Raw genomic sequence first — 19,732 nt, 5'->3', positions numbered from 1 at the left:
CCTTGCCGCTCACGGCTGCTCCCCCCTCAACGCCTGCGCATCGGCCTTCAGCTCTGGTCCGAGGTCGTCGGGCACCGGAGGCACGCCGCGCTTCAGCATCGTCCGCCCGATGAGGGCGGCGATGATCGCCAGCACGATGAGGATGCCCGCGACGATGAGCGCGGCCAGCCAGCCCGGCACGATGAGCGCGAACGCGAACACGGCGGCGGTGATCAGCACGCCCACGGCGAAGAAGACGAACACCAGCGCGCCGACGAGCAGGCTCGCGCCGATCCCGGCTGCTTTCGCCTTCGCGGCCATCTCGGCTTTGAACAACGCGAGTTCCGCCGCCAGGAGGCGCTTCAGCTGCGCCGTGGCATCTTTCGTCAATTGCGGCAGCGGCCGCAACCCGCGCGTGGTCCGGCGGCGCTCGCGGGGGAGCGCGGTCTTGTGTTCGCTCATTCCGTGGCCTCCCTGGCTGTCGGTCTCGAACGTACCCCACGCCCGGTGACGAGCCAAGGGAGGGTTCACCGTCTGCAGCGGGGGATGGTGCACACTAGGGGCATGAGCGGCAACGGCAGCACCGGGTCGGGTGGCGTCCTCGTGGCGGTCGTGCCCGGACAGCCCACAGCGGTGCTCGACCAGGCGGCCCGGCTCGCGGACGACCTCGACGTGCCGCTGGTCTGCGCCAACGTCGACCCCAACCGGTACCTGGTCTCGAGCTACGTCGACGGCACGGTGGTGGCCCTGCCGTACGACCCGGACCTCCCCGAGGTCGAGGAGGAGACGTTCGACTCCGAGCTCGAGTCCGACATCCGCGAGGTGATGAACGGCCGCGGCGTTCCGTACACGCTGAAGCAGCTCGCCGGTGACCCGGCCTGGGCGCTGGCGCGCCTCGCCGACGAGATGGACGCCCGCTACATCGTGGTCGGCACGCGCGAGGCGGGGCTGCGCGGAAGCCTCCGCGAGTTCTTCAACGGGTCGGTCGCCGTGCATCTCGCGCACCGGCAGCACCGTCCGGTGATCGTCGTCCCCCTGGCGCCGGTGAACGGGTCGCAGGCGCTGCCGTGGGAGGACCCGCCGGTATAGTGGTCCAGCGGCGATGGATCTCGCCGGGGCGTGACGCCCGAACCGCGACGGTCGCTGATAGTTCCTGCGCTTCAATCACTGAAGGGTGGATGCCGCGTGTCCGCGAGAACCCCGTTGCCCGTGCACCTGCACTGGCGGTCCGTGCTGCTCGTCTTCGTCGGCGGCGCCCTCGGCACCACAGTGCGGTACCTGCTCTCCGCCGCCGTCCCGACCGTGGCCGGCGTTTCGCTCATCACGCTGGTCATCAACGTGACTGGTGCGTTCGTGCTGGGCTGGCTGCTGGAGGCTCTCGCCCTGCGCGGCGCGGACGCCGGGCGACGACGTGACGTGCGGCTCTTCGCGGGCACCGGCATCCTGGGCGGCTACACCACGTACAGCTCGTTCGCGGTCGACACCGACGGCCTGTTCGTCGCGCACAACCCGACCGCCGGCGTCGGGTACGCCGTGGCGACCATCGTCATCGGCGCGCTCGCCTCGGTGGCCGGCATCGCCGTGGCTGCGGCGATCGCGCGACGCACGGGAGCGCGCGGGTGACGCCGCTGCTCGCCGTCGCCGTGGCGGTCGCTGGAGGCCTCGGCGCGGTCTCGCGACTCGTGCTCGACGGTGTGCTGCGCGCCCGTTTCCGGATCGCCTTCCCGTTCGGCACGACGGTGATCAACGTGACGGGATCGTTCCTGCTCGGGTTCGTCACCGGGCTCGCGGCCGCGCACGGCCTCCCGCCGGAGTGGCGCGTGATCCTCGGCACCGGGTTCCTCGGCGGTTACACGACGTTCAGCACCGCCAGTTACGAGACCGTGCGGCTTGCGCAGCAGCGGCGCTACCGTGCGGCGTTCGTCAACGGCGTCGGGATGCTCGTGCTGGCGCTCGCCGCGGCGGGACTCGGCTTGTGGCTGGGCGGGCTGCTCTGACTTCTCCGACTGGTCGTGAGCCCGGCGGAGGTCAGGCCTCCTGCTCCATCCACCACTCCGTGAACTCCTCCGCACGGCCGTCGGCGGCCAGGCGGATGACCCACAGGTTCGAGTAGGTCGGGCCGTCGTGGTAGTCGGTGACGCCCTCGACGAAGTACTGCGCGCCGTCCTGGCCGAGGAGCCGCCATTCGAAATCGACCGAGCCTGGGTCGTCCTGCGCGTCGAGCCAGCCCTCGACGATCTCGAGGTGGCCATCCCACGGCTCGGCGAACGGCTCGGTGCGGTAGCTCGCGTCCTCGGTGAAGAGCGCGCGGATGTCATCCGGGTCGTTGGACTCCCAAGCGGTGCGGTAGCGGTCGATCCAGGACGTGATCGCGTCGGCCATGCTCACCGTTATACGCCCTGCGCGCGCAGGCCCACCAGACTTGACAGTTGCGTGCCGCTTTGCATGCGGCCCGCTACGCTGTGCGCATGACGGGGAGGGCGCACTCATGACGGGGTTCTTCGCCGAGTGGTCCGACTTCAATGTCGCCGTGGCAGGCGCAGGGGCCGCTCTCGGCGGACTGCTGATCGTGGCGCTGTCCGTCAACATCCGTCAGATCGCCGAGTCCCGCGGGCTCGCCGCGCGCGCCGGCGCGTCGATCGCGACGCTGATCCTCGGCGTCGCGCTGAGTTGCGCGGCGCTCATCCCGGGCCAGGTGGCGTGGGGGTTCGGCCTCCAGGTGCTCGGCGGCACCGTCGTGTGCGGCGTCGTGGCGGTCCGCTCGGCGGTCGCCATCCGGGAGGATGCGAAGGTCACGGGCTATGGGCGGTACGACGCCGAGCGCATCGCCGTCTTCACCCTGCCGCTGCTGTTCGACCTGGTCGGGGGCGTGCTTCTGATCGCACTCGTCGCGTCGGCCGTCGGGATGGTGCTGGTCTCGGTCGCGACGATTCTCGCGATCGTGACGACCGTGCTCTTCTCGTGGGTCGCTCTCGTGGAGGTACTGCGCTAGACCGCGTTCGCTGTCGCACCGGCGAGCGCCAGTTGTGGCAGGGCGTCGAGCAGCGGCGCGAGCTCCGGGATGCGATGCGCCTCCTGGAGGGCGGCCTCCAGGGCGTCGACGTGCACCGGTCGCGCCGTGTCGAGCAGCCGGTGGCCGCCGGCGGTGAGCTCGGTGTAGATGCCCCGCCGGTCGTCGAGGCAGTCGACGCGGGTCAGGAGGCCGCGCTCCTCGAGGCGGTTGACCAGCCGCGTGGTGGCGGACGGGCTGAGGGCGCTGGCCCGGGCGAGCTGTTGCATTCGCATGTGCCAGCCGTCCTGCCTGCTGAGCGCGTCGAGCACGGTGTACTCGACGACGGAGAGGCCGGCCTCGCGCGAGAGCGACCGCTCCAGTTCGTTCTCGATGAAATTGTGGAGGGCGGCGAGCGTGCGCCAGCCCTGTGCGCGCACTTCGACGGCGTCGTCGGCGATGCCCACGGGGTCTCCTCACTGTCGGTCGCAGACTCGGGGTTGCACGAAGTAATTGCATGTGCAACTATTTATAACGCGTCTGCAACTACTGATGGTACGCGGTCGCGTCCCCGATCCCCGACATTCCCAGGAGTTCCCCATGCCTGCTGGCCTGATCGCCCTCGCCCTGGGCGGATTCGGCATCGGCCTCACCGAGTTCGTGATCGCCGGACTCCTGCCCGACGTCGCAGCCGACTTCCACGTCGACGCCGCCGCGGCCGGATGGCTCATCTCGGGATACGCGCTCGCCGTCGCGGTCGGCGCGATCGGCCTGACGGCGGCCGTCACTCGGCTGCCGCGCAAGACCGTCCTGCTCGGCCTGATGGTGCTGTTCATCATCGGCAACGCGATCTCCGCTCTGGCGACCGACTATCCGGCCATGCTCGCCGGGCGCATCGTCGCGGCGCTCTGCCATGGAGCGTTCTTCGGCATCGGGTCGGTCGTCGCGGCCGGGATGGTCGAGCCCGACAAGAAGGCGCGCGCGATCGCGATCATGTTCACCGGGCTGACGGCGGCGAACGTCCTCGGCGTCCCGTTCGGCACCCTGCTCGGGCAGCAGCTCGGTTGGCGATCGACGTTCTGGGCGATCACCGCGATCGGAGTGCTCGCGCTCGTGGGACTGGCGCTGCTGGTGCCGCGGTCGGCCGGCCGGCCTGCCGACGAGGCGGACCGCAGCGGCGGTCTGCGCGGTGAGCTCCGCGCGTTCCGCTCCTCGCAGCTGTGGCTCTCGCTCACCGCGACGGTGCTCGGGTTCGGCGGGATGTTCGGCGCCTTCACCTACATCGCCTACACGCTGACCGGCCTGTCGGGCTTCCCCGCCGCGGCCGTGCCGTGGCTGCTCATCCTCTTCGGCGTCGGGCTCTTCGTGGGCAACGCCGTCGGCGGCCGATTCGCCGACCGCTCGATCGACGGGACCCTGATCGTCGTACTGTCGGCGCTGGCCGTCATCCTCGGGCTCTTCGCGGTGGTCGCTCCGCTGCCGGTCGGCGCCGTCATCGCGCTCGTGCTGATGGGCGCGACCGGGTTCGCGACGGTGCCCGCGCTGCAGTTGCGCGTGCTCCGCTCCGCGGAGACGGCGCCGACGCTCGCGTCGGGAGCGAACATCGCCGCGTTCAACGTCGGCAACGCGCTCGGCGCGTGGCTCGGCGGGCTCACGATCGCGGCCGGCCTCGGGTACGCCTCGCCGCTCTGGGTCGGCGCCGCGATGACTGTTGCCGCGCTCGTCGTGATCGCGCTCGCCTCCTGGATGCGGAAGTCGCACTTCCGTGACGGTAGACAGGGGAGTACAGTCCCGGCTATCTCGAACGGAAGACCGACGATCAGGGGGTGATCGTGTGGTGGATGTGCCGGAGCGGCGCTCCTCCCTCACTCCTCTGCGGCTTCTGATCGGAGCTCTCGTCCTCGGCGGTGGGGTCACCGCCCTCGGGTTGCTCTTCGGCGGCGGCACCGCGAACGCGGCAGCGCCTCCCGCGCCCGACCCGCTGGGATCGGTCGTCTCGAGCGTCACGGGAACGGTCGGTGACACCGCGCACGCGGTCACCTCCGCCGTGACGCCCGCGCTGCCGGACCCGGTCCGCTCGACGGTCGCTCAGGTGGTCCAGCCGGCCGCGCAGGTCGTCGACCACGTGGCGCAGGCCGCGCCGGTCGCCGCGGTCGTGACGCCCGTGGCCTCCGCGGTGGACCAGGTCGTGGCCGCCACCCCTGTCTCGCAATTGCCGGTGGTGGGTGCGGCTCTCGGTGCAACGCCGGTCGAGTCCGTGACTTCGCCGGTCAGCGCGGCGGCGGACGGCGCTCTCTCGGACGTGTCCGCCGCGCTGCAGACCGCGGTCGCTCCGATCGCACCGGTCGTGTCTCAGCCTCCTGTCGTCGACACCCCGACTTCCGCTTCGGCCTCGGGCCCGTCGATGGGTGAGGCCACAGTGACGGCCGCGATGGTCGCCACGGGGGAGGCCGTGCGGGCTGTTTCCGACTCCGGCCCGCCCTTCGGCACCGTGTCGTCGGGTCTCGGTGCCGCGGACTCCGCGGCGTCCGCTCCGGGCGGTGCGCCTCCGGGCGGTTCCGGGCCGCCGGCCCCGGGTATGCCGTCCGGTTCACTGGGCGCGGGCTCTTCCGGAGGTTCATCGGGTGCCGCGCCGTCGGTGGCTGCCACCGCTGATGCGTTCGCGGCTGTTGACTCGGCGCGCGCCGGACGCGCAGCGCTGCCCACCGGTGACGCCCTTTCCGCTTCACCGTTCTTCGACCACGACATCAGCCCCGACTGAGTGGGTCGCCGTCTGCCGCTCGGCAGAACGCGACCCGAGCTCCCGACCGGGAGTTCGCAGACACTCACACGAAAGGCTGAACGATGAACAAGTATGTCTCCAGAGGGCTGTGGTTCACCCTCTGCGTCGGAGGGCTCTGGCTCGCCGGCACTGCGGCGGCGAACGCCGCAGAAGCACCATCGACGACCGGCTCCGGTGGCGTGGCCTCCGGCGGTCAGGCTGTCGTCGACGTCACCGTGCCGGTGAACGTCGCCGGCAACGGCATCGCCCTGCTCGGCGACGCGAACTCGACGGGCGCGGCGGCACCGGCCACAGCACCGGCTCCGGCTCCTGCCGACCCGGTCTCGACCAGCGGGCTCGACGGCGTGGCCAGTGGCGACCAGGCGCTGGTCAGCGTCTCCGTGCCCGTCGCTGTCACGGGCAACGCCGTGAGCGCCGTCGGCGACGCGGGTCCGAGCGCGAGCCCGGGATCGGGCTCGAACGCGGGTGCTGAACCCGCCCCGAGCGCAGCGCCGGCCGCCGGCCTCTCGACCAACGGAACGGACGGCGTGCTGTCCGGGGCGCAAGCGCCGATCGCCGTCTCGCTGCCGGTGACGGCGACGGGGAACGCGATCAGCGTCCTGGGCGATGCCGCATCGTCGGGTTCGCCGGCGAGCGCCCCGGCGAGCACGGGACCGACCTCTGGTAGCGGGATGACGACCTCGGGCGCTGATGGCATCGCGTCGGGTCTGCAGGTTCCGATCGGTGCGTCGGCTCCGGTGACGGCCTCCGGCAACGCGGTGAGCGTGCTGGGTGATGCGGGTTCGACCGGTTCGACGGCGACGGCTCCTGGGGCGCCGGCTGCGGGTGCGTCGGGTGCGACGACCTCGGGTAATGATGGTGTTCTGTCGGGGATTCAGGTGCCGGTCGGCGCCTCGGCTCCCGTGACGGCCTCGGGCAACGCGGTGAGCGTGCTGGGTGATGCGGGCGCGTCGGGTTCGTCGGCCGCCGTCCCGCCCGCTCCGGCTGCCTCGGGCGGGTCGACTTCCGGCGCCGGTGGCGTGGGATCCGGTGCGCAGCTTCCGGTCTCCGTTTCGGTTCCGGTGACGGCGTCCGGTGACGCCGTGAGCCTCCTGGGTGACGCGACGAGCAGCGGCTCGACCGGCTCGGCCGGCTCGAGTGGTTCCGGCTCGGCGCCGGTGGGCTCGACCACCGACGGGACCGGCGGCATTCTGGGTGGAGCTCAGCTCCCGGTGATCGTGTCGCTCCCGATAACGGTCGGCGGCGACGCTGTGGCCGTGATCGGTGACAGCACCGCCGGTGGCTCCTCGACCGGAACCACCGACCCGACCACGCCGACGACGCCGACGACCCCCACCGGCACCACCGGTTCGGATACGGGCACGGTCGGCGCCGCGACGGGCCAGGTCGCCGCGACCGCGTCGACGGGTGCGACCGCCGTGCTGAGCGCCTCCGATGCCACGTCGGCTCTCGCCTCGACCGGTTCGGACGACCTCACGCTCGGCGCACTCGGTGCGCTGCTCGCCCTGCTCGGCACCCTGGCGGTGTTCGGCACGGCTAACCGTGAGCGTCGGCACCACACGCGGTGATCCGGGGGGCCTGACGTCAGGATCGAACGAACGATGACGCAACGGGGGCGGGACGGTCGCACGGCCGGCCCGCGCCCGTGCGCCTGTCAGAGCCCGATCGTCAGAACCCGATCGGGCGACCGGGGGAGAGGGGCTCCTCGCTCGCGGCGAACGTCTCTCCGCTGTTGTACTCGGCCTCGCGGCGCTCGACTTCGGCGATCAGCGCCTTGTTGAGCATCTCGGACCAGCTGCTGTCCTGCTCCTCGAAGGAGGTGGACCGATAGGCTGCCCGCGCGCGGTTGCGGAGGCCTTCACTGAGGTAGAACGTGACGCTCGTGCGCCGGGGCGCGGCCGCCTTCTCGGTGACCGCTGTCGGGCGTGCTCGGAACCCCGTCGAGGAGGCCCTGGCGAGTTGCGGTCGTTCGCCGCGATCGGACTGGTCGTGGTCGCTCATCACACCTCATAGACATATCGCATCTGTAATCTACAATCAGCATACTACCTGATAGAGCGCGAGCTGAATCGGCCGCATCCCGCCGTGGGAAGGGCGCGGTCCGAGGAGCTGTCAGCGCGACAGCCGCTCCACGATCGCTCCGAAGAGCTGGGGGCGCGCAGTCGCCGCGGGCACGATACGGGGTCGGAACGACGAGCGGGCCGCGACGACGAGCCCTGTGGTGAGCATGCGGAAGTCGCGCGTCGTCGCCCTCCACGCGCGCTCGTACTGCTCGGTGTCTCCAGCGCGCACGGCTGCGACCGCGGCTCGCGCCTGGGCGAAGCCGACACGCATGCCTTCGCCGGTCAGCGCGTCGACATAGCCGGAGGCGTCGCCCGCGAGCAGCACGCGCCCCGCGGCCCGCGACCGCGATCGCTGCAGCAGCGGTCCGGCGCCGCGCGCGTCCGACACGACGGCCGCACCCGCCAGCCGCGTCGCCAGGGCGGGGATGGCGGCGATCGATGCGTCCTGGTCGAGCGGGCGCGGGCCGAGCACCGCCACGCCGACGGTGCGATCGTCGACAGGCGTCACATAGGCCTCCACCAGCGGAGACCAGTGCACCTCCACCAGATCCGTCCACGGCTCCACCGCATAGTGCTGACGCAGCCCGTAGCGCCGTCGGCCGGGATGCTGTGCCCGTCTCTCCAGACCGAGCAGGCGCCGCACCGGCGAGTGGAGGCCGTCGGCCGCGATCACCCAGGACGTCTCGAGGGTCTGCGCCCCGTCGGGTCCGAGCCGCAGCTCCACGGCGTCCCGACGCTGGGTCAGCCCCGTCACCCGATCGTGCACGACGGGAGTGCCGAGCTCAGCGGCCCGGCGCGCCAGCTCCCGGTGCAGCACCGTGCGCCGCACACCTCTGCCCGGGCGGTCGGCGAACCGGTGCTCGACGCGTCGACCGGCGTCCACGTAGGCGATCCCTGCGAGGGGATGACCGGGCGGGTCCACGCCGATGCGGTGAAGGGCGGCGAGTGCGCCCGGCATCAGGCCCTCTCCGCAGGCCTTGTCGATCGGGTCGTCGCGAGGCTCGACGACCACGACCTCCATGCCTGCCAGCCGCGCCTCGATCGCGCACGCGAGCCCGATCGGGCCTCCGCCCACGATCACCAGCTGCGGCGCCGTCATGCGCGGGCGGCGGATGCCTCGGACAGGGCGAGAGCGCGGTTCTCGCAGGGGATGCGGAAAGCCAGCAGGAGCACAGCGTTCAGCACGGTGAAGGCCACGGCGGTGATCCACGCGGTGTGCACCAGAGGGAGCGCGAATCCCTCGACGACGACCGCGACGTAATTGGGGTGGTGCAGCCAGCGGTAGGGACCGCGAGCGACCAGCGGGAGGCCGGGCACGACGATCACACGCGTGTTCCAGCGCGGGCCGAGCGTCGCGATGCACCACCACCGCAGTCCCTGGCTGGCCAGCACCAGCGCGAGCATCGGCCAGCCGAGCCACGGGAGGAACGGCGGGTCGAGCAGCCACACCTCCGCGAGGCACGCCAGCAGGAGGCCGGTGTGCAGCGCGACCATCGGCGGGAAGTGCCGCCGGCCGTACTCGACGCCGCCGCGCGCGAACGACCAGCGGGCATTGCGAGAGGACACGACGAGTTCGGCGATCCGCTCCGCCCCCGTCGCGAGGACGAGCACGGTGTACCAGATCACGCCACCGCTCCGAGCTCCGGGGCGGGGCGCGATTCGCGTGCGCCGTCGGCCCAGCGCAGCAGCACCAGCTCGCTGGTGACGCCCGGCCCCAAAGCGAACAGCAGCCCGATCGTGCCCGGCGCGTGCTCGTTCAGCTGCTCGGCCAGCACGTGCAGCACAGCCGCCGACGACAGGTTGCCGACGCGGGCGAGCGACCGCCAGCTGGCGTCGAGCGCGTCCGGCGGGAGGTCGAGCGCCCGGGCGAACGCCTCCAGCACCTTGGGACCTCCGGGATGCGCGGCCCACGCGCCGACGTCCGAGACCGCGAGGTCGTGCTCGGAGAGCAACCCTCGGGCGTCGTCGGCGAAGTTTCGGTCGATCACGTCGGGTACTCCGGCGCTCAGCACGATGCGGAACCCGGTGCCGCCGATGTCCCAGCCGATCACGTTCTCCGTATCGGGGTAGATGCGGCTGCGGGAGTCGAGGATCTCCGGACCCGGGAGGCCGAGCTCGCGGGCGCGGTCGTCACCGGCCATCACCACGGCAGCGGCGCCGTCGCCGAACAGTCCACTGGCCACGATGTTCGCCATCGAGTCGTCGGCGGCCTGCACGGTCAGCGAGCACAGCTCGACCGACAGGAGCACGGCGATCTCACCCGGGTGGCCTTGCAGATAGTCGTTCACCCGGGCGATCCCGGCAGCGCCGGCGACGCAGCCGAGCCCGAAGCTCGGCAGGCGCTTGACGTCGGGACGCATCCCGAGCCGCTGCACGAGCTGCGCGTCGATGGAGGGCGCGGCGATGCCGGTCACGGAGGTGAAGAGCAGGAAGTCGACGTCGGTCGCGCGGAGACCCGCGGTCGCGAGCGCCTGAGTGACGGCGCGCTCGGCGAGCGTCGTGCCCTCGGCGATGAAGAAGTCGTTGGACTCGCGGAAGGAGCCCAGCGAACTGTACCGCTCGAGCGGCATCACCAGGCTCCGCGTCTCGACGCCGCTGGCGGCGTGGATGCGCCGCATCACGGCCTGCCGCGCCGGGTCGCTGGTGATCATCGCGAGGAGCGCGGCGGTGATCTCGCCCTGGCTGTAGCTGCGGGCGGGAAGCACGGGCGCCACGGCCACAATACGGCTCACATGCGAAACGTACCACCGGGGACGGTTCGCGCGGCGGGGTCGCGGGGAACTGCCAGACCCGCTATCCGAATACGGCGAACGCGTCGATCTCGACGAGCATCTCCGCGCGCGGCAGACCGGTGAACACGGTCGTGCGCGCGGGCAGCACGCCGGAGGCGACGCGCGTGGCCAGGAACTCCCCGTAGGCCTCGTTCATCGCGGCGAAATCGTCGCGGGTGGTCAGATAGACGCGCAGCATCATGACGTCGTCGAATCCGGCTCCGCCCGCCGCGAGCACGGCCTCCACGTTGCGGAGGGTGCGCTCGGTCTGCGCCCTGACGTCGCCCGGGTGCAGGTACTCGTTCGTCTCCGGGTCGACGGGACCCTGCCCGGACACCTGCAGGAACGGGCCGCGGCGCACGCCCTGCGAGAACGTGTGCGCGGGCGCGGGGGCCTCGGTCGTGGTGACGGCGATGCGGTCGGTCATGGTGTTCCTTTCGCGGGTGCGGGAGTCGAGGGTGCGTGGGCCGGGGTCGACGGAATGCGCGCCCCGAGCTCTGCCGAGATGCGGGTGGTCGCGTCGACGAGCGTGGGCAGCAGCGCGAGGACGCCGTCGTGCGGGAGCACCACGTTGGGCACCGAGATCGAGACGGCCGCGGCGATCCGGCCGTCGGGCCCGCGGACCGGCGCGCCCACGCAGTTCATGAAGGTCTCGTGCTCCTCGTGGTCCTCCGCCCAGCCGCGCTCGGCGCTGATCGCGACGTCCGCGAGCAGAGCGGCCGCCGTGACGTGCGTGTGTGCGGTGAAGGCGGGGAGGTCGAGAGCGGCGACGACCCGCTCGCGCTCGGCGACCTCCAGGCCGCCGAGGAGCACCTTGCCGACCGCCGTCGCGTGCAGCGGCGCGGGGAGGCCGATCCGCGAGTACATCCGCAGACCTTGGCGCGAGTCGACCTTGTCGATGTAGGTGACGACGCCCTCCTGATACGTCGCCAGGTGAACCGTCTGGCCGGTCACTGCGGCGAGCTCGCGCAGGATCGGTGCGGCGGCCGCACGCACGTCGACGGCCTCGAGGGCGTCGGAGGCGAGCGTGAACACCGCGGGGCCCACGTGATAGCGGTGGGCGGCGTCGTGACCGGCGAACCCGCGCGACTCCAGCGTCTGGAGCAGTCGGAGCACGGTCGACTTGTGGACGCCGAGCTCCCCGGACAGCGCATCGAGGGTGCGGACGCCCCGGGCGACGAGCTCGAGCAGGTCGAGCGCGCGGGCGACGGACTGGCTCATCGCTTCACCCGTTCCACGGGATCTCGCCCGGGTGCACCCGCCAGCGTTCCCAGGTCGCGTCGGCGGCCGCGGCGATGGTGTCGCGCTCGCCGTGGTCGGGTACGGTCAGCGGCCGATCGCCGTGTCCGATCAGCGTGAGCGCTGCCAGCGCGTGACCGAAGCGGAGCGCGGCGGTGTCGTCGCGTCCCTCGACGAGCCCGGCGAGGTAGCCGGCGGCGAAGGCGTCGCCCGCACCGACAGGCTCCACGACCTCCACGGTGAGGCACGGGACATGGGTTTCGCCTCCGTCGCGCCGGTATGCGGAGGCGCGCCGCTCCTCGTCCTTCAGCACCAGCGTCTGCAGGTGCGGGAGGTCGGCGAACAGCTGGGCCGGGTCGGTGTGGCCGAAGTGCGTCTCGGCCTCCTCGTGCCCGGCGAACAGCAGGTCGGCCTGTGCGACGAGCGCGTGGAGCTCCGACCGGTCGCGACCGGTCCACAGTGCCGGCCGGAGGTTGAGGTCGACGCTGACGAGCGTGCTCGGGCCGACGAGCGAGCGGAGATTCGCCGTGAGTTCCGCCGTCGAGGCGGAGAGCGCCGGTGTGATGCCCGAGGTGTGGACGACGGCGGCCGTCGCGAGGAGCGACGCCGCCGGTTCGGCACGGAGGTGTTCCACTCCGAGCGTCGACGCCGCCGACCAGCTGCGGTAGTAGTGCATGCGCGTCCGCACGCCGGTCGGGCCGACCACGGGCTCCTTCACGTAGAGGCCCGTCGGCCGGGCGTCGTCGCGCTCGACGGTGGAGGTGTCGACGCCGGCCTCCTGCGCGCTGGCGAGGATGCGGTCGCCGAAGCCGTCGACCCCGAGCCGGGACACCCACGCGGTCGGGAGGCCGAGCCGGGCCAGCGAGCCGGCCACGTTGAACTCCGCGCCGCCGACGTCGGAGCCGAAGGTTCGGGCCTCCGACAGGGGGAGGTGGTGGTCGGGATACAGGACGACCATCGCCTCGCCGATGGTCACCAGGGGTGCGGTCGCCGTCATCCGTTCCCTTTCGCGTCGTCCGGGATCATGCTAGACAAGAGTGCAGGAAACATGCAACGAACGTTGCGCGATGTGCAACGATGCGAACCGGAGGTCGGATGGAGCAGTACAAGGCCGCCCCGCTCGGCTTCACACCCACCGACGTCGCCGACCTGCCACGCACCCGCCCGCTCCTCCGCTGCTTCCCCACTCCTATCGTGACGCTCAGCGAGGTCGCGGTCGCTCACAACCTCGAGACGATGGCCGACTGGTGCCGCGAGGCCGGCGTCGGCATCGCGCCGCACGGCAAGACGACCATGAGCCTTGAGCTCTGGAGGCGTCAGCTCGACGCGGGCGCGTGGGGAATCACCGTGGCGACGCCGTGGCAGGCGTCGGTCGCGCTCGGCTGGGGCATTCCGCGGGTACTGCTGGCCAACGCACTCGTCCGGCCGGACGCGCTGCGAGCGCTCGCCCCCGACGTCGACCGCCTGACCGTCTGGGCGGACTCCACGCGGGCGGTCGACATCATGACCGAGGCTCTCACCGATATCGACACCGCGGGTCCACTCGACGTCCTCGTCGAGCTCGGCGGCGCCGGGGGCCGGACCGGTGCGCGCGGGGTGGAGGCCGCGCTGGCGGTCGCCCGCGCGGTCGCAGCCTCCCCGAAGCTGCGGCTCGCGGGCGTCGCCGGCTACGAGGGAGCGCTCGCGCACGACGCCTCCCCGAGCTCGCTCGCGCGCGTCCGCGACTATCTCGACGAGCTGGTGGCGCTGCACGACGCGATCGAGGCCGCGGGTGTCTATCCGCCCGAGGACACGGTGATCCTCACGGCCGGCGGCAGCGCTTACTTCGATCAGGTCGCCGAAGCCCTCGCGCCGCGTCGCGACGTCGACGGCCGCCGCGGACGTCCAGTCGAGGTGCTGCTGCGCTCCGGCGCGTACGTGACCCACGACGACGGCTTCTACCGGTCGATCACGCCCCTGCGCCGCACGGGCTCCGGGCAGGAGTTCCGGGCGGCCATCCACGGCTGGGCGACCGTCGTGTCCCGGCCCGAGCCCGGGCTGGTGCTGGTCGACGCGGGCAAGCGCGACCTCCCGTACGACGAAGGGCTGCCGATTCCGCAGGCGGTCCGACGCTTCGGATCGGCGGTCGCCGCGCCGCTGGAGGGAGCCGAGACCACTGCCCTCAACGATCAGCACGCCTTCGTCCGCGTGCCGGTCGACGCCGCCATCGAGGTCGGCGACGTCATCCGCTTCGGGCTCTCGCACCCCTGCACGACCTTCGACAAGTGGCGCGCGCTCGCCGTGGTCGATGACGCCCTCGCGCCGGAGCCGCGCGTGATCGGTCTCCTGGAGACGACGTTCGGATGACGCGCACCGCTGAACCAGCCGCTGACGGGAGACCCATGCTGATCGAGACCCTCACCGCCGACCGCGCGCTCGCCGTCGTCCGCGCTCCGCGCATCGACTACCCCGCCGCGCTGTGCCGGGCGCTCGCCGCGGGAGGCATCCGGGTGGTCGAGTTCACCTTCACCACTCCCGGTGTGGAGGCTGTGATCGCGGCCGCCGCGGCCGACCCGCAGGGCGCGCTGGTCGGCGCGGGCACGGTGACCGACTCGCGCACGGCGGAGGCCGCCATCGCCGCCGGGGCGCGCTTCCTCGTCACCCCGGGCATCAGCGAAGGTGCGGCCGCCGTCGCCCGCGATGCGGGAGTGCCGATCATGCTGGGCGCCCTCAGCCCGACGGAGGTCATGCGGGCCGTCGAGCTCGGGGCGGCGGCAGTGAAGATCTTCCCGGCCTCCACGGTCGGATCCTCGCATCTGAAGGATCTGCGCGGCCCGTTCCCCGCCGTGCCGTTCGTGCCGTCGGGCGGCCTGCACGCCGGCAACGCGCGGGAGTGGATGACCGCCGGCGCACTCGCGGTGACCGCGGGATCGAGCGTGGTCAGCGCGGCCGACATCGAAGCGGCGGCGTGGGAGGCGGTGACCGAGCGAGCGCGCGAGTTCACCCGGGCGGCGGCCGGATGAGCAGCGGCGTCTCCGACGACGCCCTTCTGATCCGCGGCGGGACGATCCTCGACGGCAGCGGTCGACCGGCACGCACCGGTGACGTGCGCATCGAGACCGGCCGCCTCGTTGAGGTCGGCGAGCGCATCGCGGCCTCCGGAGCGCGCGTGATCGACGCCGAGGGCCTCGCCGTGGCGCCCGGCTTCATCGACATGCACGCCCACGCCGACCTCGCCGTGCTCGACGACCCGCAGAACCTCGCCGCGGTGACGCAGGGCGTGACCACGCAGGTCGTCGGGCAGGACGGCCTCTCCTACACTCCGGCGACCTCGGCCGCGCTCGAGGTCCTCCGAGAGCAGCTGGCCGGCTGGAACGGGCAGCATGACGACGCGGGCTGGCCCGACATCGCCGGGTACCTGGCCGAGGTGGATCGCCGAGGCAGCGCTGCGAACGTCGCGACGCTCGTCCCGCACGGGACTGTCCGCCTCGACGTCGTCGGAGCAGACGACCGCCCCGCGACGCCGGCCGAGCTCATCGCCATGCGGGCGCTGGTCGAGCACGGGATGCGCGACGGCGCCTTCGGGCTGTCCGCCGGGCTCAGCTACGTCCCCGGGACGTTCGCGGACACCGACGAGCTGGTCGCTCTCTGCGAGGTCGTCGCGGCTCGCGGCGGCTACTTCGCGCCGCACCAGCGCTCCTACGGCGCCGGCGCCCTCGACGGCTACGCCGAGATGATCGAGATCGCCCGCCGTGCCCGGTGCGCGCTGCATCTGACCCACGCGACCATGAACTTCGCGGTCAACCGCGGTCGTGCGCCCGATCTGGTCGCGCTGATCGACGACGGCCTCGCCGACGGTGTCGACATCACGCTCGACACCTACCCGTACCTCCCGGGGTCGACGACGCTCGCCGCGCTCCTGCCCGGCTGGGCCGCGGCGGGAGGGCCGGAAGCGACCCTCGCGCGGCTGAGCGACCCGCCCGCCCGGGAACGGATCATCCACGAACTGGACGTGGTCGGCTCCGATGGCGCTCACGGCGTGCCCGTCGACTGGAGCGCGGTCGAGATCTCCGGCGTGCGCGACGCAGCGCTCGGCGATCGCGTCGGCCGCACGATCGCCGAGCTCGCTGCGACGCAGGGCCGCCCTCCCGCCGACGAGGCCCTGGAGCTGCTCATCGCCGACCGGCTCGGCACGGGCATCCTGCAGCACGTGGGCGACGAGGGGAACGTGCGCACGATGATGCGGCACCCGCGCCATACCGGCGGCAGCGACGGCATCCTCGTCGGCGCGAAGCCGCACCCGCGCGCGTGGGGCACCTTCGCGCGCTACCTCGGGCACTACGTCCGCGAGGAGGGCGTCCTGACGCTGGAGGACGCGATCGTCCACCTCTCCCGGCGTCCGGCCGACCGACTCGGGCTCACCGACCGCGGACGCATCGTGCCGGGCGTCATCGCGGATCTCCTGATCTTCGATCCCGAGAGCGTGGCCGACCGCGCGACGTTCGACGAGCCACGACGCCCGGCCGCCGGGATCCCGTGGGTGCTCGTCGCTGGAACGCCCGTGATCGACGAGGGCGAGCGCACCGGGGCCGTGCCCGGCCGGGCGCTACGCTCGGCAGCATGCGCGCCTTCCTGATCCTGCACGGCTGGGACAACTTCCGCCCGACCGGGCACTGGCAGCACGAACTCGCGACCGCGCTGCGCCTGCGGGGCGAGCGCGTGGTCTACCCGCAGCTGCCCGACGCGGCGCGACCCGAGGTGGACGCGTGGCGCGCGGCGGCCGCAAGGGCGCTGGAGGAGGCGGCGGCCGACGGCGCACGCGTGACGGTCATCGCCCACAGCCTGGCTGCGACGCTCTGGCTCGGCGCGCGGCCCGACGACGCCGGCGCCGGTGCAGCGGTCGACCAGGTGCTCCTCGTCGCGCCGCCCTCCCCGGGCTTCCTGCGCGACAACGCCGCAGTCGCGGCGTTCGCCGACCTTCCCGTGACCCGCCCCGCCGCCGAGACGCGCATCGTCGCCTCTGACGACGACCCGTGCTGCCCGGAGGGGGCCTCGACCGTCGTCGCCGAACCGCTCGGCCTCCCGCTGACGCTGATCCCGGGCGGAGGCCACCTCACGATCGCGGCCGGATACGGCGAGTGGCCGTCGGTTCTCGACTGGTGTCTCGACCCGACGGCCACGATCGTCGCGCGGTAGCGGGCACAGCCGCCGCCGCGACGGCGCCTCACTCCTGCGCCGCGCGCACGACCTCCACCAGGGGCTCGAACAGCTCCTCGCCGCGCTGCACCCCCATGACCTCGTCGACGATGTCGGCGGCCGCCGCACGCTGGAGCAGCTGTTGCAGCTCGAAGCTCTGCGAGTCCTCCGGCACGTCGAACCGCAGTGCGGCGCCGACGGCCGCGAGCAAGGCCTCCGGAACCCCGCCGACGAACTCCACGTAGTCGGCGGCCGGCCCGATGAACCGATCGTTGCGACCCAGCTTGCGCAACGGCTCGCGGCCGACACGGGTCACCTCGTCGACGAGGTACGGGTTGCGGAAGCGGTTCAGGATCTTCGCGCGATAGGCCGCCAGCTCCTCCGGATCGAGACCGTGCTTGGCGCTGAGCGCGGCAGAGGTCTCTGCGAGTGCGGCCTCCGCGGCCTCCAGCACCGACGGGATGCCGATGGCCTGGCTGATGGTCGTCGCACCGGCGAGGAAGCCGGTGTACGCCACCGTCGCGTGCCCGGTGTTCACCGTGAACAGCTTGCGCTCGATGTACGGGCCGAGCGAGTCGACGAAGTGCGCGCCGGGGATCGCGGGCACGTCCCCGTTGAACGGGCTGCGGTCGACGACCCACTCGAAGAAGGTCTCCACCGTCACGTCGACGCCCGCGTCGGGCGCTTGGGCGGGCACGATGCGGTCGACCGCTGTGTTCGCGAACACGGCGCGCGAGGCGAGCTCGTCGCGGGTGTCGTCGTCCGGGAGGCCGTCCATCAGCTCCGCACAGAGCAGATCGGTCGCTCCGATCGCGTTCTCGCACGCCATCACCGCCAGGCGGGGGGCGTCGGAGGCGCGCGCGGCCAGGCCGCGTGCGATCACCGGCGCGACGAAGCGCAGGATGCGCGGTCCGACCGCTGTCGTGACCACGTCGGCGGTCGCGATCTCGGCGACGAGCGCCTCCTCGTCGGTGGCGCTGTTGATCGCCCGGAACCCGGTGACCGTCCTCGTCTCCGACTCGTCGCCCACGAGGTGCACGTCATACGAGTCGGCGGCTGCGAGGGCGTCGATGAGCTCCGCGTTCACGTCGGCGAACACCACCTCGTACCCGGCTTCGTGGAGCAGGAGCCCCACGAACCCGCGCCCGATGTTGCCTGCTCCGAAATGGACGGCCTTCATCCGAGCCTCCGTCTCAGTCGTTGACGTCGCCGAGGAGCGCGAACAGGGCGTCCGCGTCCGGCGCGTCGATGAGCTTCTGCACGTCGTCCTCCTCCGAGAAGAGGATCGCGATCTTGCTCAGGATGTCGAGGTGCTCGTTGTTCCGTCCGGCGATGCCCACGACGAACCGCACCTCCTCGCCGCCCCAGTCGATCGGCGAGGGGTAGCGGACGAAGGAGAGCGCCGATCGCACGATCTCGTCCTTGGACTCGTTGGTGCCGTGCGGGATGGCGAGGCCGTTCCCCATGAAGGTGGAGACGGTCGCCTCGCGCTGCGCCATCGAGTCGACGTACCCCGGCTGCACGGCGCCTGCCCGCACGAGCAGCTCACCTGCCTCCCGGATCGCGTCCTCCCGCGTGGTCGCGCTGCCCGCGGCCACGACGTTCGCCCGGTCGAGAATCGTGTCGGTCATTTGGTGGCGTCCTCCGTTGCGTTCTGGTTCTGCTTGGCGACCAGGTCGACGACCTCGTCGTATCTGGGGCTGTTCATGAAGTTGTCGACCGACACGTGCACCGAGTTCGGCGACTGCCCCTTGGCCCGGTCGGTGAGCTCGCGCTGCGTGATCACCAGGTCGGCCGTTCCGTCGAGGTTCGAGATCGCCTGGTTGGTGACCGTGACGCCCTCCACGCCGGCCTTCTTGATCTTGTTCCGCAGCACGGACGCGCCCATCGCGCTCGAGCCCATCCCAGCGTCGCACGCGAACACGATGTTGCGCACCAGCCGATCGGTTCCGTCGCCCTGGGCGTCACCGGCGTCGTGCTCGCCCTCCTGCACCAGGCTGCCGAGCACCGAGGACTCCTTGCCCTTGTTGGCCTCGGTCTGCGCCACGGCGGCGCTGAGGTCGCCCAGGTTGCCCGCGGCGATGTCGCGGCGGCGGCTGGCACGCAGGATGATCGACGCGACCACGAACGAGACTGTCGCGGCGCCGACGACCGACAGCAGCACGCCCGGCAGGCTCGTGAACGGCGACTGCAGCACCACGGCGATGATCGATCCGGGGGAGGCCGGGGCGCGCAGACCCGAGTTGAAGGTCACGTTGATCGCGATGCCGGTCATGCCGCCCAGGATGGCCGCGATGACGATCATCGGCTTCATGAGCACGTACGGGAAGTAGATCTCGTGGATGCCGCCGACGAACTGGATCAGTGCGGCGCCCGGCGCGCTCGCCTTGGCGATGCCCATGCCGAAGATCGAGTAGGCGATCAGGATGCCGAATCCGGGACCGGGGTTGGCCTCCAGCAGGAACAGGATGGACTTGCCCTGCTGCTGCGCCTGCTCGATGCCGAGCGGGGTGAGCACGCCGTGGTTGATGGCGTTGTTGAGGAACAGCACCTTTCCCGGCTCGATCAGGATGCTCGCGAAGGGGAGCAGGTGCACCGAGATCAGCCAGTTGACCGCGTTGCTCAGCACACTGCTCAACCACTCGACGAGCGGGGCGATCCCGAAGAACGCGCCGATCGACAAGAGCATGCCGACGATACCTGCCGAGAAGTTGTTGACCAGCATCTCGAACTC

Annotated in this window: 24 protein-coding genes and 1 riboswitch; of the genes, 11 read left to right on the top strand and 13 right to left on the bottom strand. The window is 71.9% G+C overall.

The window, feature by feature from the left end; genetic code table 11:
- Positions 1 to 9: 9 nt before the first annotated feature.
- A complete protein-coding gene (locus tag AC0HS0_RS06890) occupies positions 10 to 441 on the bottom strand; it encodes a phage holin family protein (RefSeq protein WP_472962710.1) in 432 nt (143 codons plus the stop codon).
- 102 nt (positions 442 to 543) lie between these two features.
- Here AC0HS0_RS06890 and AC0HS0_RS06885 point away from each other — a divergent pair, with 102 nt between their 5' ends.
- The 3 genes from AC0HS0_RS06885 to crcB all read left to right on the top strand — a co-directional run bounded on the left by AC0HS0_RS06885 (position 544) and on the right by crcB (position 1,976).
- A complete protein-coding gene (locus AC0HS0_RS06885) occupies positions 544 to 1,068 on the top strand; it encodes a universal stress protein (RefSeq protein ID WP_472962708.1) in 525 nt (174 codons plus the stop codon).
- Positions 1,069 to 1,142: riboswitch (Fluoride riboswitch) on the top strand.
- A 22-nt stretch (positions 1,143 to 1,164) separates the two neighbouring features.
- Positions 1,165 to 1,602 carry a fluoride efflux transporter FluC gene (locus tag AC0HS0_RS06880; protein ID WP_472962705.1) on the top strand — a complete coding sequence of 146 codons (438 nt, stop codon included), beginning with the start codon at positions 1,165 to 1,167 and terminating at the stop codon, positions 1,600 to 1,602.
- Positions 1,599 to 1,976 carry a fluoride efflux transporter CrcB gene (gene crcB, locus AC0HS0_RS06875; protein ID WP_472962703.1) on the top strand — a complete coding sequence of 126 codons (378 nt, stop codon included), beginning with the start codon at positions 1,599 to 1,601 and terminating at the stop codon, positions 1,974 to 1,976. The genes AC0HS0_RS06880 and crcB overlap by 4 nt, the downstream gene beginning before the upstream one ends.
- 31 nt (positions 1,977 to 2,007) lie before the next feature.
- On the opposite strand, the gene AC0HS0_RS06870 is transcribed toward crcB, so the two are convergent.
- Positions 2,008 to 2,361: a nuclear transport factor 2 family protein gene (locus tag AC0HS0_RS06870; protein WP_472962702.1), complete on the bottom strand. Its 354-nt coding sequence runs from the start codon at positions 2,359 to 2,361 to the stop codon at positions 2,008 to 2,010.
- 106 nt (positions 2,362 to 2,467) lie between these two features.
- Here AC0HS0_RS06870 and AC0HS0_RS06865 point away from each other — a divergent pair, with 106 nt between their 5' ends.
- Positions 2,468 to 2,971, top strand: coding sequence for a hypothetical protein (locus AC0HS0_RS06865; RefSeq protein ID WP_472962701.1), 504 nt, complete (start codon positions 2,468 to 2,470; stop codon positions 2,969 to 2,971).
- On the opposite strand, the gene AC0HS0_RS06860 is transcribed toward AC0HS0_RS06865, so the two are convergent.
- The gene (locus AC0HS0_RS06860) at positions 2,968 to 3,435 is read right to left on the bottom strand and encodes a MarR family winged helix-turn-helix transcriptional regulator (RefSeq protein WP_472962699.1); all 468 of its coding nucleotides are present in this window, start codon (positions 3,433 to 3,435) and stop codon (positions 2,968 to 2,970) included. The genes AC0HS0_RS06865 and AC0HS0_RS06860 overlap by 4 nt on opposite strands.
- Positions 3,436 to 3,568: 133 nt before the next feature.
- On the opposite strand from AC0HS0_RS06860, the gene AC0HS0_RS06855 reads away from it, so the two are divergent.
- The 3 genes from AC0HS0_RS06855 (at position 3,569) to AC0HS0_RS06845 (ending at position 7,318) form a co-directional block, all read left to right on the top strand.
- Positions 3,569 to 4,798 (top strand): MFS transporter, encoded by a 1,230-nt coding sequence (locus tag AC0HS0_RS06855; RefSeq protein ID WP_472962697.1) that lies wholly within the window; start codon positions 3,569 to 3,571, stop codon positions 4,796 to 4,798.
- A 4-nt stretch (positions 4,799 to 4,802) separates the two neighbouring features.
- Positions 4,803 to 5,729: a hypothetical protein gene (locus tag AC0HS0_RS06850; RefSeq protein WP_472962696.1), complete on the top strand. Its 927-nt coding sequence runs from the start codon at positions 4,803 to 4,805 to the stop codon at positions 5,727 to 5,729.
- An 83-nt stretch (positions 5,730 to 5,812) separates the two neighbouring features.
- Positions 5,813 to 7,318 carry a chaplin family protein gene (locus tag AC0HS0_RS06845; protein ID WP_472962693.1) on the top strand — a complete coding sequence of 502 codons (1,506 nt, stop codon included), beginning with the start codon at positions 5,813 to 5,815 and terminating at the stop codon, positions 7,316 to 7,318.
- A 100-nt stretch (positions 7,319 to 7,418) separates the two neighbouring features.
- Here the strand turns inward: AC0HS0_RS06845 and AC0HS0_RS06840 are convergent, their stop codons facing one another.
- From AC0HS0_RS06840 to AC0HS0_RS06810, 7 genes are all read right to left on the bottom strand, one after another.
- The gene (locus tag AC0HS0_RS06840; RefSeq protein WP_472962692.1) at positions 7,419 to 7,751 is read right to left on the bottom strand and encodes a ParB family protein; all 333 of its coding nucleotides are present in this window, start codon (positions 7,749 to 7,751) and stop codon (positions 7,419 to 7,421) included.
- Positions 7,752 to 7,862: 111 nt separating this feature from the next.
- Complete coding sequence (locus tag AC0HS0_RS06835; RefSeq protein WP_472962690.1) at positions 7,863 to 8,912, bottom strand: NAD(P)/FAD-dependent oxidoreductase; 1,050 nt, start codon at positions 8,910 to 8,912, stop codon at positions 7,863 to 7,865.
- Complete coding sequence (locus AC0HS0_RS06830) at positions 8,909 to 9,439, bottom strand: isoprenylcysteine carboxyl methyltransferase family protein (protein WP_472962689.1); 531 nt, start codon at positions 9,437 to 9,439, stop codon at positions 8,909 to 8,911. The genes AC0HS0_RS06835 and AC0HS0_RS06830 overlap by 4 nt, the downstream gene beginning before the upstream one ends.
- Positions 9,436 to 10,545: a type III polyketide synthase gene (locus AC0HS0_RS06825; protein WP_472962687.1), complete on the bottom strand. Its 1,110-nt coding sequence runs from the start codon at positions 10,543 to 10,545 to the stop codon at positions 9,436 to 9,438. The genes AC0HS0_RS06830 and AC0HS0_RS06825 overlap by 4 nt, the downstream gene beginning before the upstream one ends.
- Before the next feature lie 61 nt (positions 10,546 to 10,606).
- Complete coding sequence (locus AC0HS0_RS06820; protein ID WP_472962685.1) at positions 10,607 to 11,011, bottom strand: RidA family protein; 405 nt, start codon at positions 11,009 to 11,011, stop codon at positions 10,607 to 10,609.
- Positions 11,008 to 11,805, bottom strand: a complete 798-nt coding sequence (locus tag AC0HS0_RS06815; RefSeq protein WP_472962684.1) for an IclR family transcriptional regulator — start codon at positions 11,803 to 11,805, stop codon at positions 11,008 to 11,010. Before AC0HS0_RS06815 ends, AC0HS0_RS06820 begins: the two co-directional genes overlap by 4 nt.
- Positions 11,806 to 11,809: 4 nt before the next feature.
- Positions 11,810 to 12,820, bottom strand: a complete 1,011-nt coding sequence (locus tag AC0HS0_RS06810; protein WP_472962683.1) for a sugar kinase — start codon at positions 12,818 to 12,820, stop codon at positions 11,810 to 11,812.
- Between the two features lie 98 nt (positions 12,821 to 12,918).
- Here AC0HS0_RS06810 and AC0HS0_RS06805 point away from each other — a divergent pair, with 98 nt between their 5' ends.
- The 4 genes from AC0HS0_RS06805 to AC0HS0_RS06790 are packed head-to-tail and all read left to right on the top strand — an operon-like array spanning position 12,919 to position 16,998.
- Positions 12,919 to 14,169 carry an alanine racemase gene (locus AC0HS0_RS06805; RefSeq protein WP_472962681.1) on the top strand — a complete coding sequence of 417 codons (1,251 nt, stop codon included), beginning with the start codon at positions 12,919 to 12,921 and terminating at the stop codon, positions 14,167 to 14,169.
- 35 nt (positions 14,170 to 14,204) lie between these two features.
- The gene (locus AC0HS0_RS06800) at positions 14,205 to 14,825 is read left to right on the top strand and encodes a bifunctional 4-hydroxy-2-oxoglutarate aldolase/2-dehydro-3-deoxy-phosphogluconate aldolase (RefSeq protein WP_472962679.1); all 621 of its coding nucleotides are present in this window, start codon (positions 14,205 to 14,207) and stop codon (positions 14,823 to 14,825) included.
- Entirely contained in the window at positions 14,822 to 16,438 is a 1,617-nt protein-coding gene (locus AC0HS0_RS06795) for an N-acyl-D-amino-acid deacylase family protein (protein WP_472962677.1), read from the top strand. The genes AC0HS0_RS06800 and AC0HS0_RS06795 overlap by 4 nt, the downstream gene beginning before the upstream one ends.
- Complete coding sequence (locus tag AC0HS0_RS06790) at positions 16,423 to 16,998, top strand: RBBP9/YdeN family alpha/beta hydrolase (protein WP_472962675.1); 576 nt, start codon at positions 16,423 to 16,425, stop codon at positions 16,996 to 16,998. The genes AC0HS0_RS06795 and AC0HS0_RS06790 overlap by 16 nt, the downstream gene beginning before the upstream one ends.
- 28 nt (positions 16,999 to 17,026) lie before the next feature.
- Here the strand turns inward: AC0HS0_RS06790 and AC0HS0_RS06785 are convergent, their stop codons facing one another.
- From AC0HS0_RS06785 to AC0HS0_RS06775, 3 genes are all read right to left on the bottom strand, one after another.
- On the bottom strand, positions 17,027 to 18,178 hold the full coding sequence (locus AC0HS0_RS06785; RefSeq protein WP_472962673.1) for a mannitol-1-phosphate 5-dehydrogenase: 1,152 nt from the start codon (positions 18,176 to 18,178) through the stop codon (positions 17,027 to 17,029).
- A gap of 13 nt (positions 18,179 to 18,191) precedes the next feature.
- Complete coding sequence (locus tag AC0HS0_RS06780) at positions 18,192 to 18,629, bottom strand: PTS mannitol transporter subunit IIA (RefSeq protein ID WP_472962671.1); 438 nt, start codon at positions 18,627 to 18,629, stop codon at positions 18,192 to 18,194.
- The coding region (locus AC0HS0_RS06775) for a PTS sugar transporter subunit IIBC family protein (protein WP_472962669.1) at positions 18,626 to 19,732 on the bottom strand (1,107 nt) is incomplete at its 5' end. The genes AC0HS0_RS06780 and AC0HS0_RS06775, both read right to left, overlap by 4 nt.

This window comes from Leifsonia sp. PARNA 1/14, assembly GCF_055720965.1.
This window is presented reverse-complemented; position numbering and strand designations above follow the sequence as displayed.

Excerpts from the sequence above, each read along its gene's own strand:
- AC0HS0_RS06800 (WP_472962679.1), top strand. The coding sequence starts at position 14,205 with ATGCTGATCGAGACCCTCACCGCCGACCGCGCGCTCGCCGTCGTCCGC.
- AC0HS0_RS06890 (WP_472962710.1), bottom strand. The coding sequence starts at position 441 with ATGAGCGAACACAAGACCGCGCTCCCCCGCGAGCGCCGCCGGACCACG.
- AC0HS0_RS06785 (WP_472962673.1), bottom strand. The coding sequence starts at position 18,178 with ATGAAGGCCGTCCATTTCGGAGCAGGCAACATCGGGCGCGGGTTCGTG.
- AC0HS0_RS06845 (WP_472962693.1), top strand. The coding sequence starts at position 5,813 with ATGAACAAGTATGTCTCCAGAGGGCTGTGGTTCACCCTCTGCGTCGGA.
- AC0HS0_RS06835 (WP_472962690.1), bottom strand. The coding sequence starts at position 8,912 with ATGACGGCGCCGCAGCTGGTGATCGTGGGCGGAGGCCCGATCGGGCTC.
- AC0HS0_RS06840 (WP_472962692.1), bottom strand. The coding sequence starts at position 7,751 with ATGAGCGACCACGACCAGTCCGATCGCGGCGAACGACCGCAACTCGCC.
- AC0HS0_RS06780 (WP_472962671.1), bottom strand. The coding sequence starts at position 18,629 with ATGACCGACACGATTCTCGACCGGGCGAACGTCGTGGCCGCGGGCAGC.
- AC0HS0_RS06870 (WP_472962702.1), bottom strand. The coding sequence starts at position 2,361 with ATGGCCGACGCGATCACGTCCTGGATCGACCGCTACCGCACCGCTTGG.
- AC0HS0_RS06805 (WP_472962681.1), top strand. The coding sequence starts at position 12,919 with ATGGAGCAGTACAAGGCCGCCCCGCTCGGCTTCACACCCACCGACGTC.
- AC0HS0_RS06865 (WP_472962701.1), top strand. The coding sequence starts at position 2,468 with ATGACGGGGTTCTTCGCCGAGTGGTCCGACTTCAATGTCGCCGTGGCA.
- AC0HS0_RS06795 (WP_472962677.1), top strand. The coding sequence starts at position 14,822 with ATGAGCAGCGGCGTCTCCGACGACGCCCTTCTGATCCGCGGCGGGACG.
- AC0HS0_RS06820 (WP_472962685.1), bottom strand. The coding sequence starts at position 11,011 with ATGACCGACCGCATCGCCGTCACCACGACCGAGGCCCCCGCGCCCGCG.
- AC0HS0_RS06790 (WP_472962675.1), top strand. The coding sequence starts at position 16,423 with ATGCGCGCCTTCCTGATCCTGCACGGCTGGGACAACTTCCGCCCGACC.
- AC0HS0_RS06810 (WP_472962683.1), bottom strand. The coding sequence starts at position 12,820 with ATGACGGCGACCGCACCCCTGGTGACCATCGGCGAGGCGATGGTCGTC.
- AC0HS0_RS06815 (WP_472962684.1), bottom strand. The coding sequence starts at position 11,805 with ATGAGCCAGTCCGTCGCCCGCGCGCTCGACCTGCTCGAGCTCGTCGCC.
- AC0HS0_RS06855 (WP_472962697.1), top strand. The coding sequence starts at position 3,569 with ATGCCTGCTGGCCTGATCGCCCTCGCCCTGGGCGGATTCGGCATCGGC.
- AC0HS0_RS06885 (WP_472962708.1), top strand. The coding sequence starts at position 544 with ATGAGCGGCAACGGCAGCACCGGGTCGGGTGGCGTCCTCGTGGCGGTC.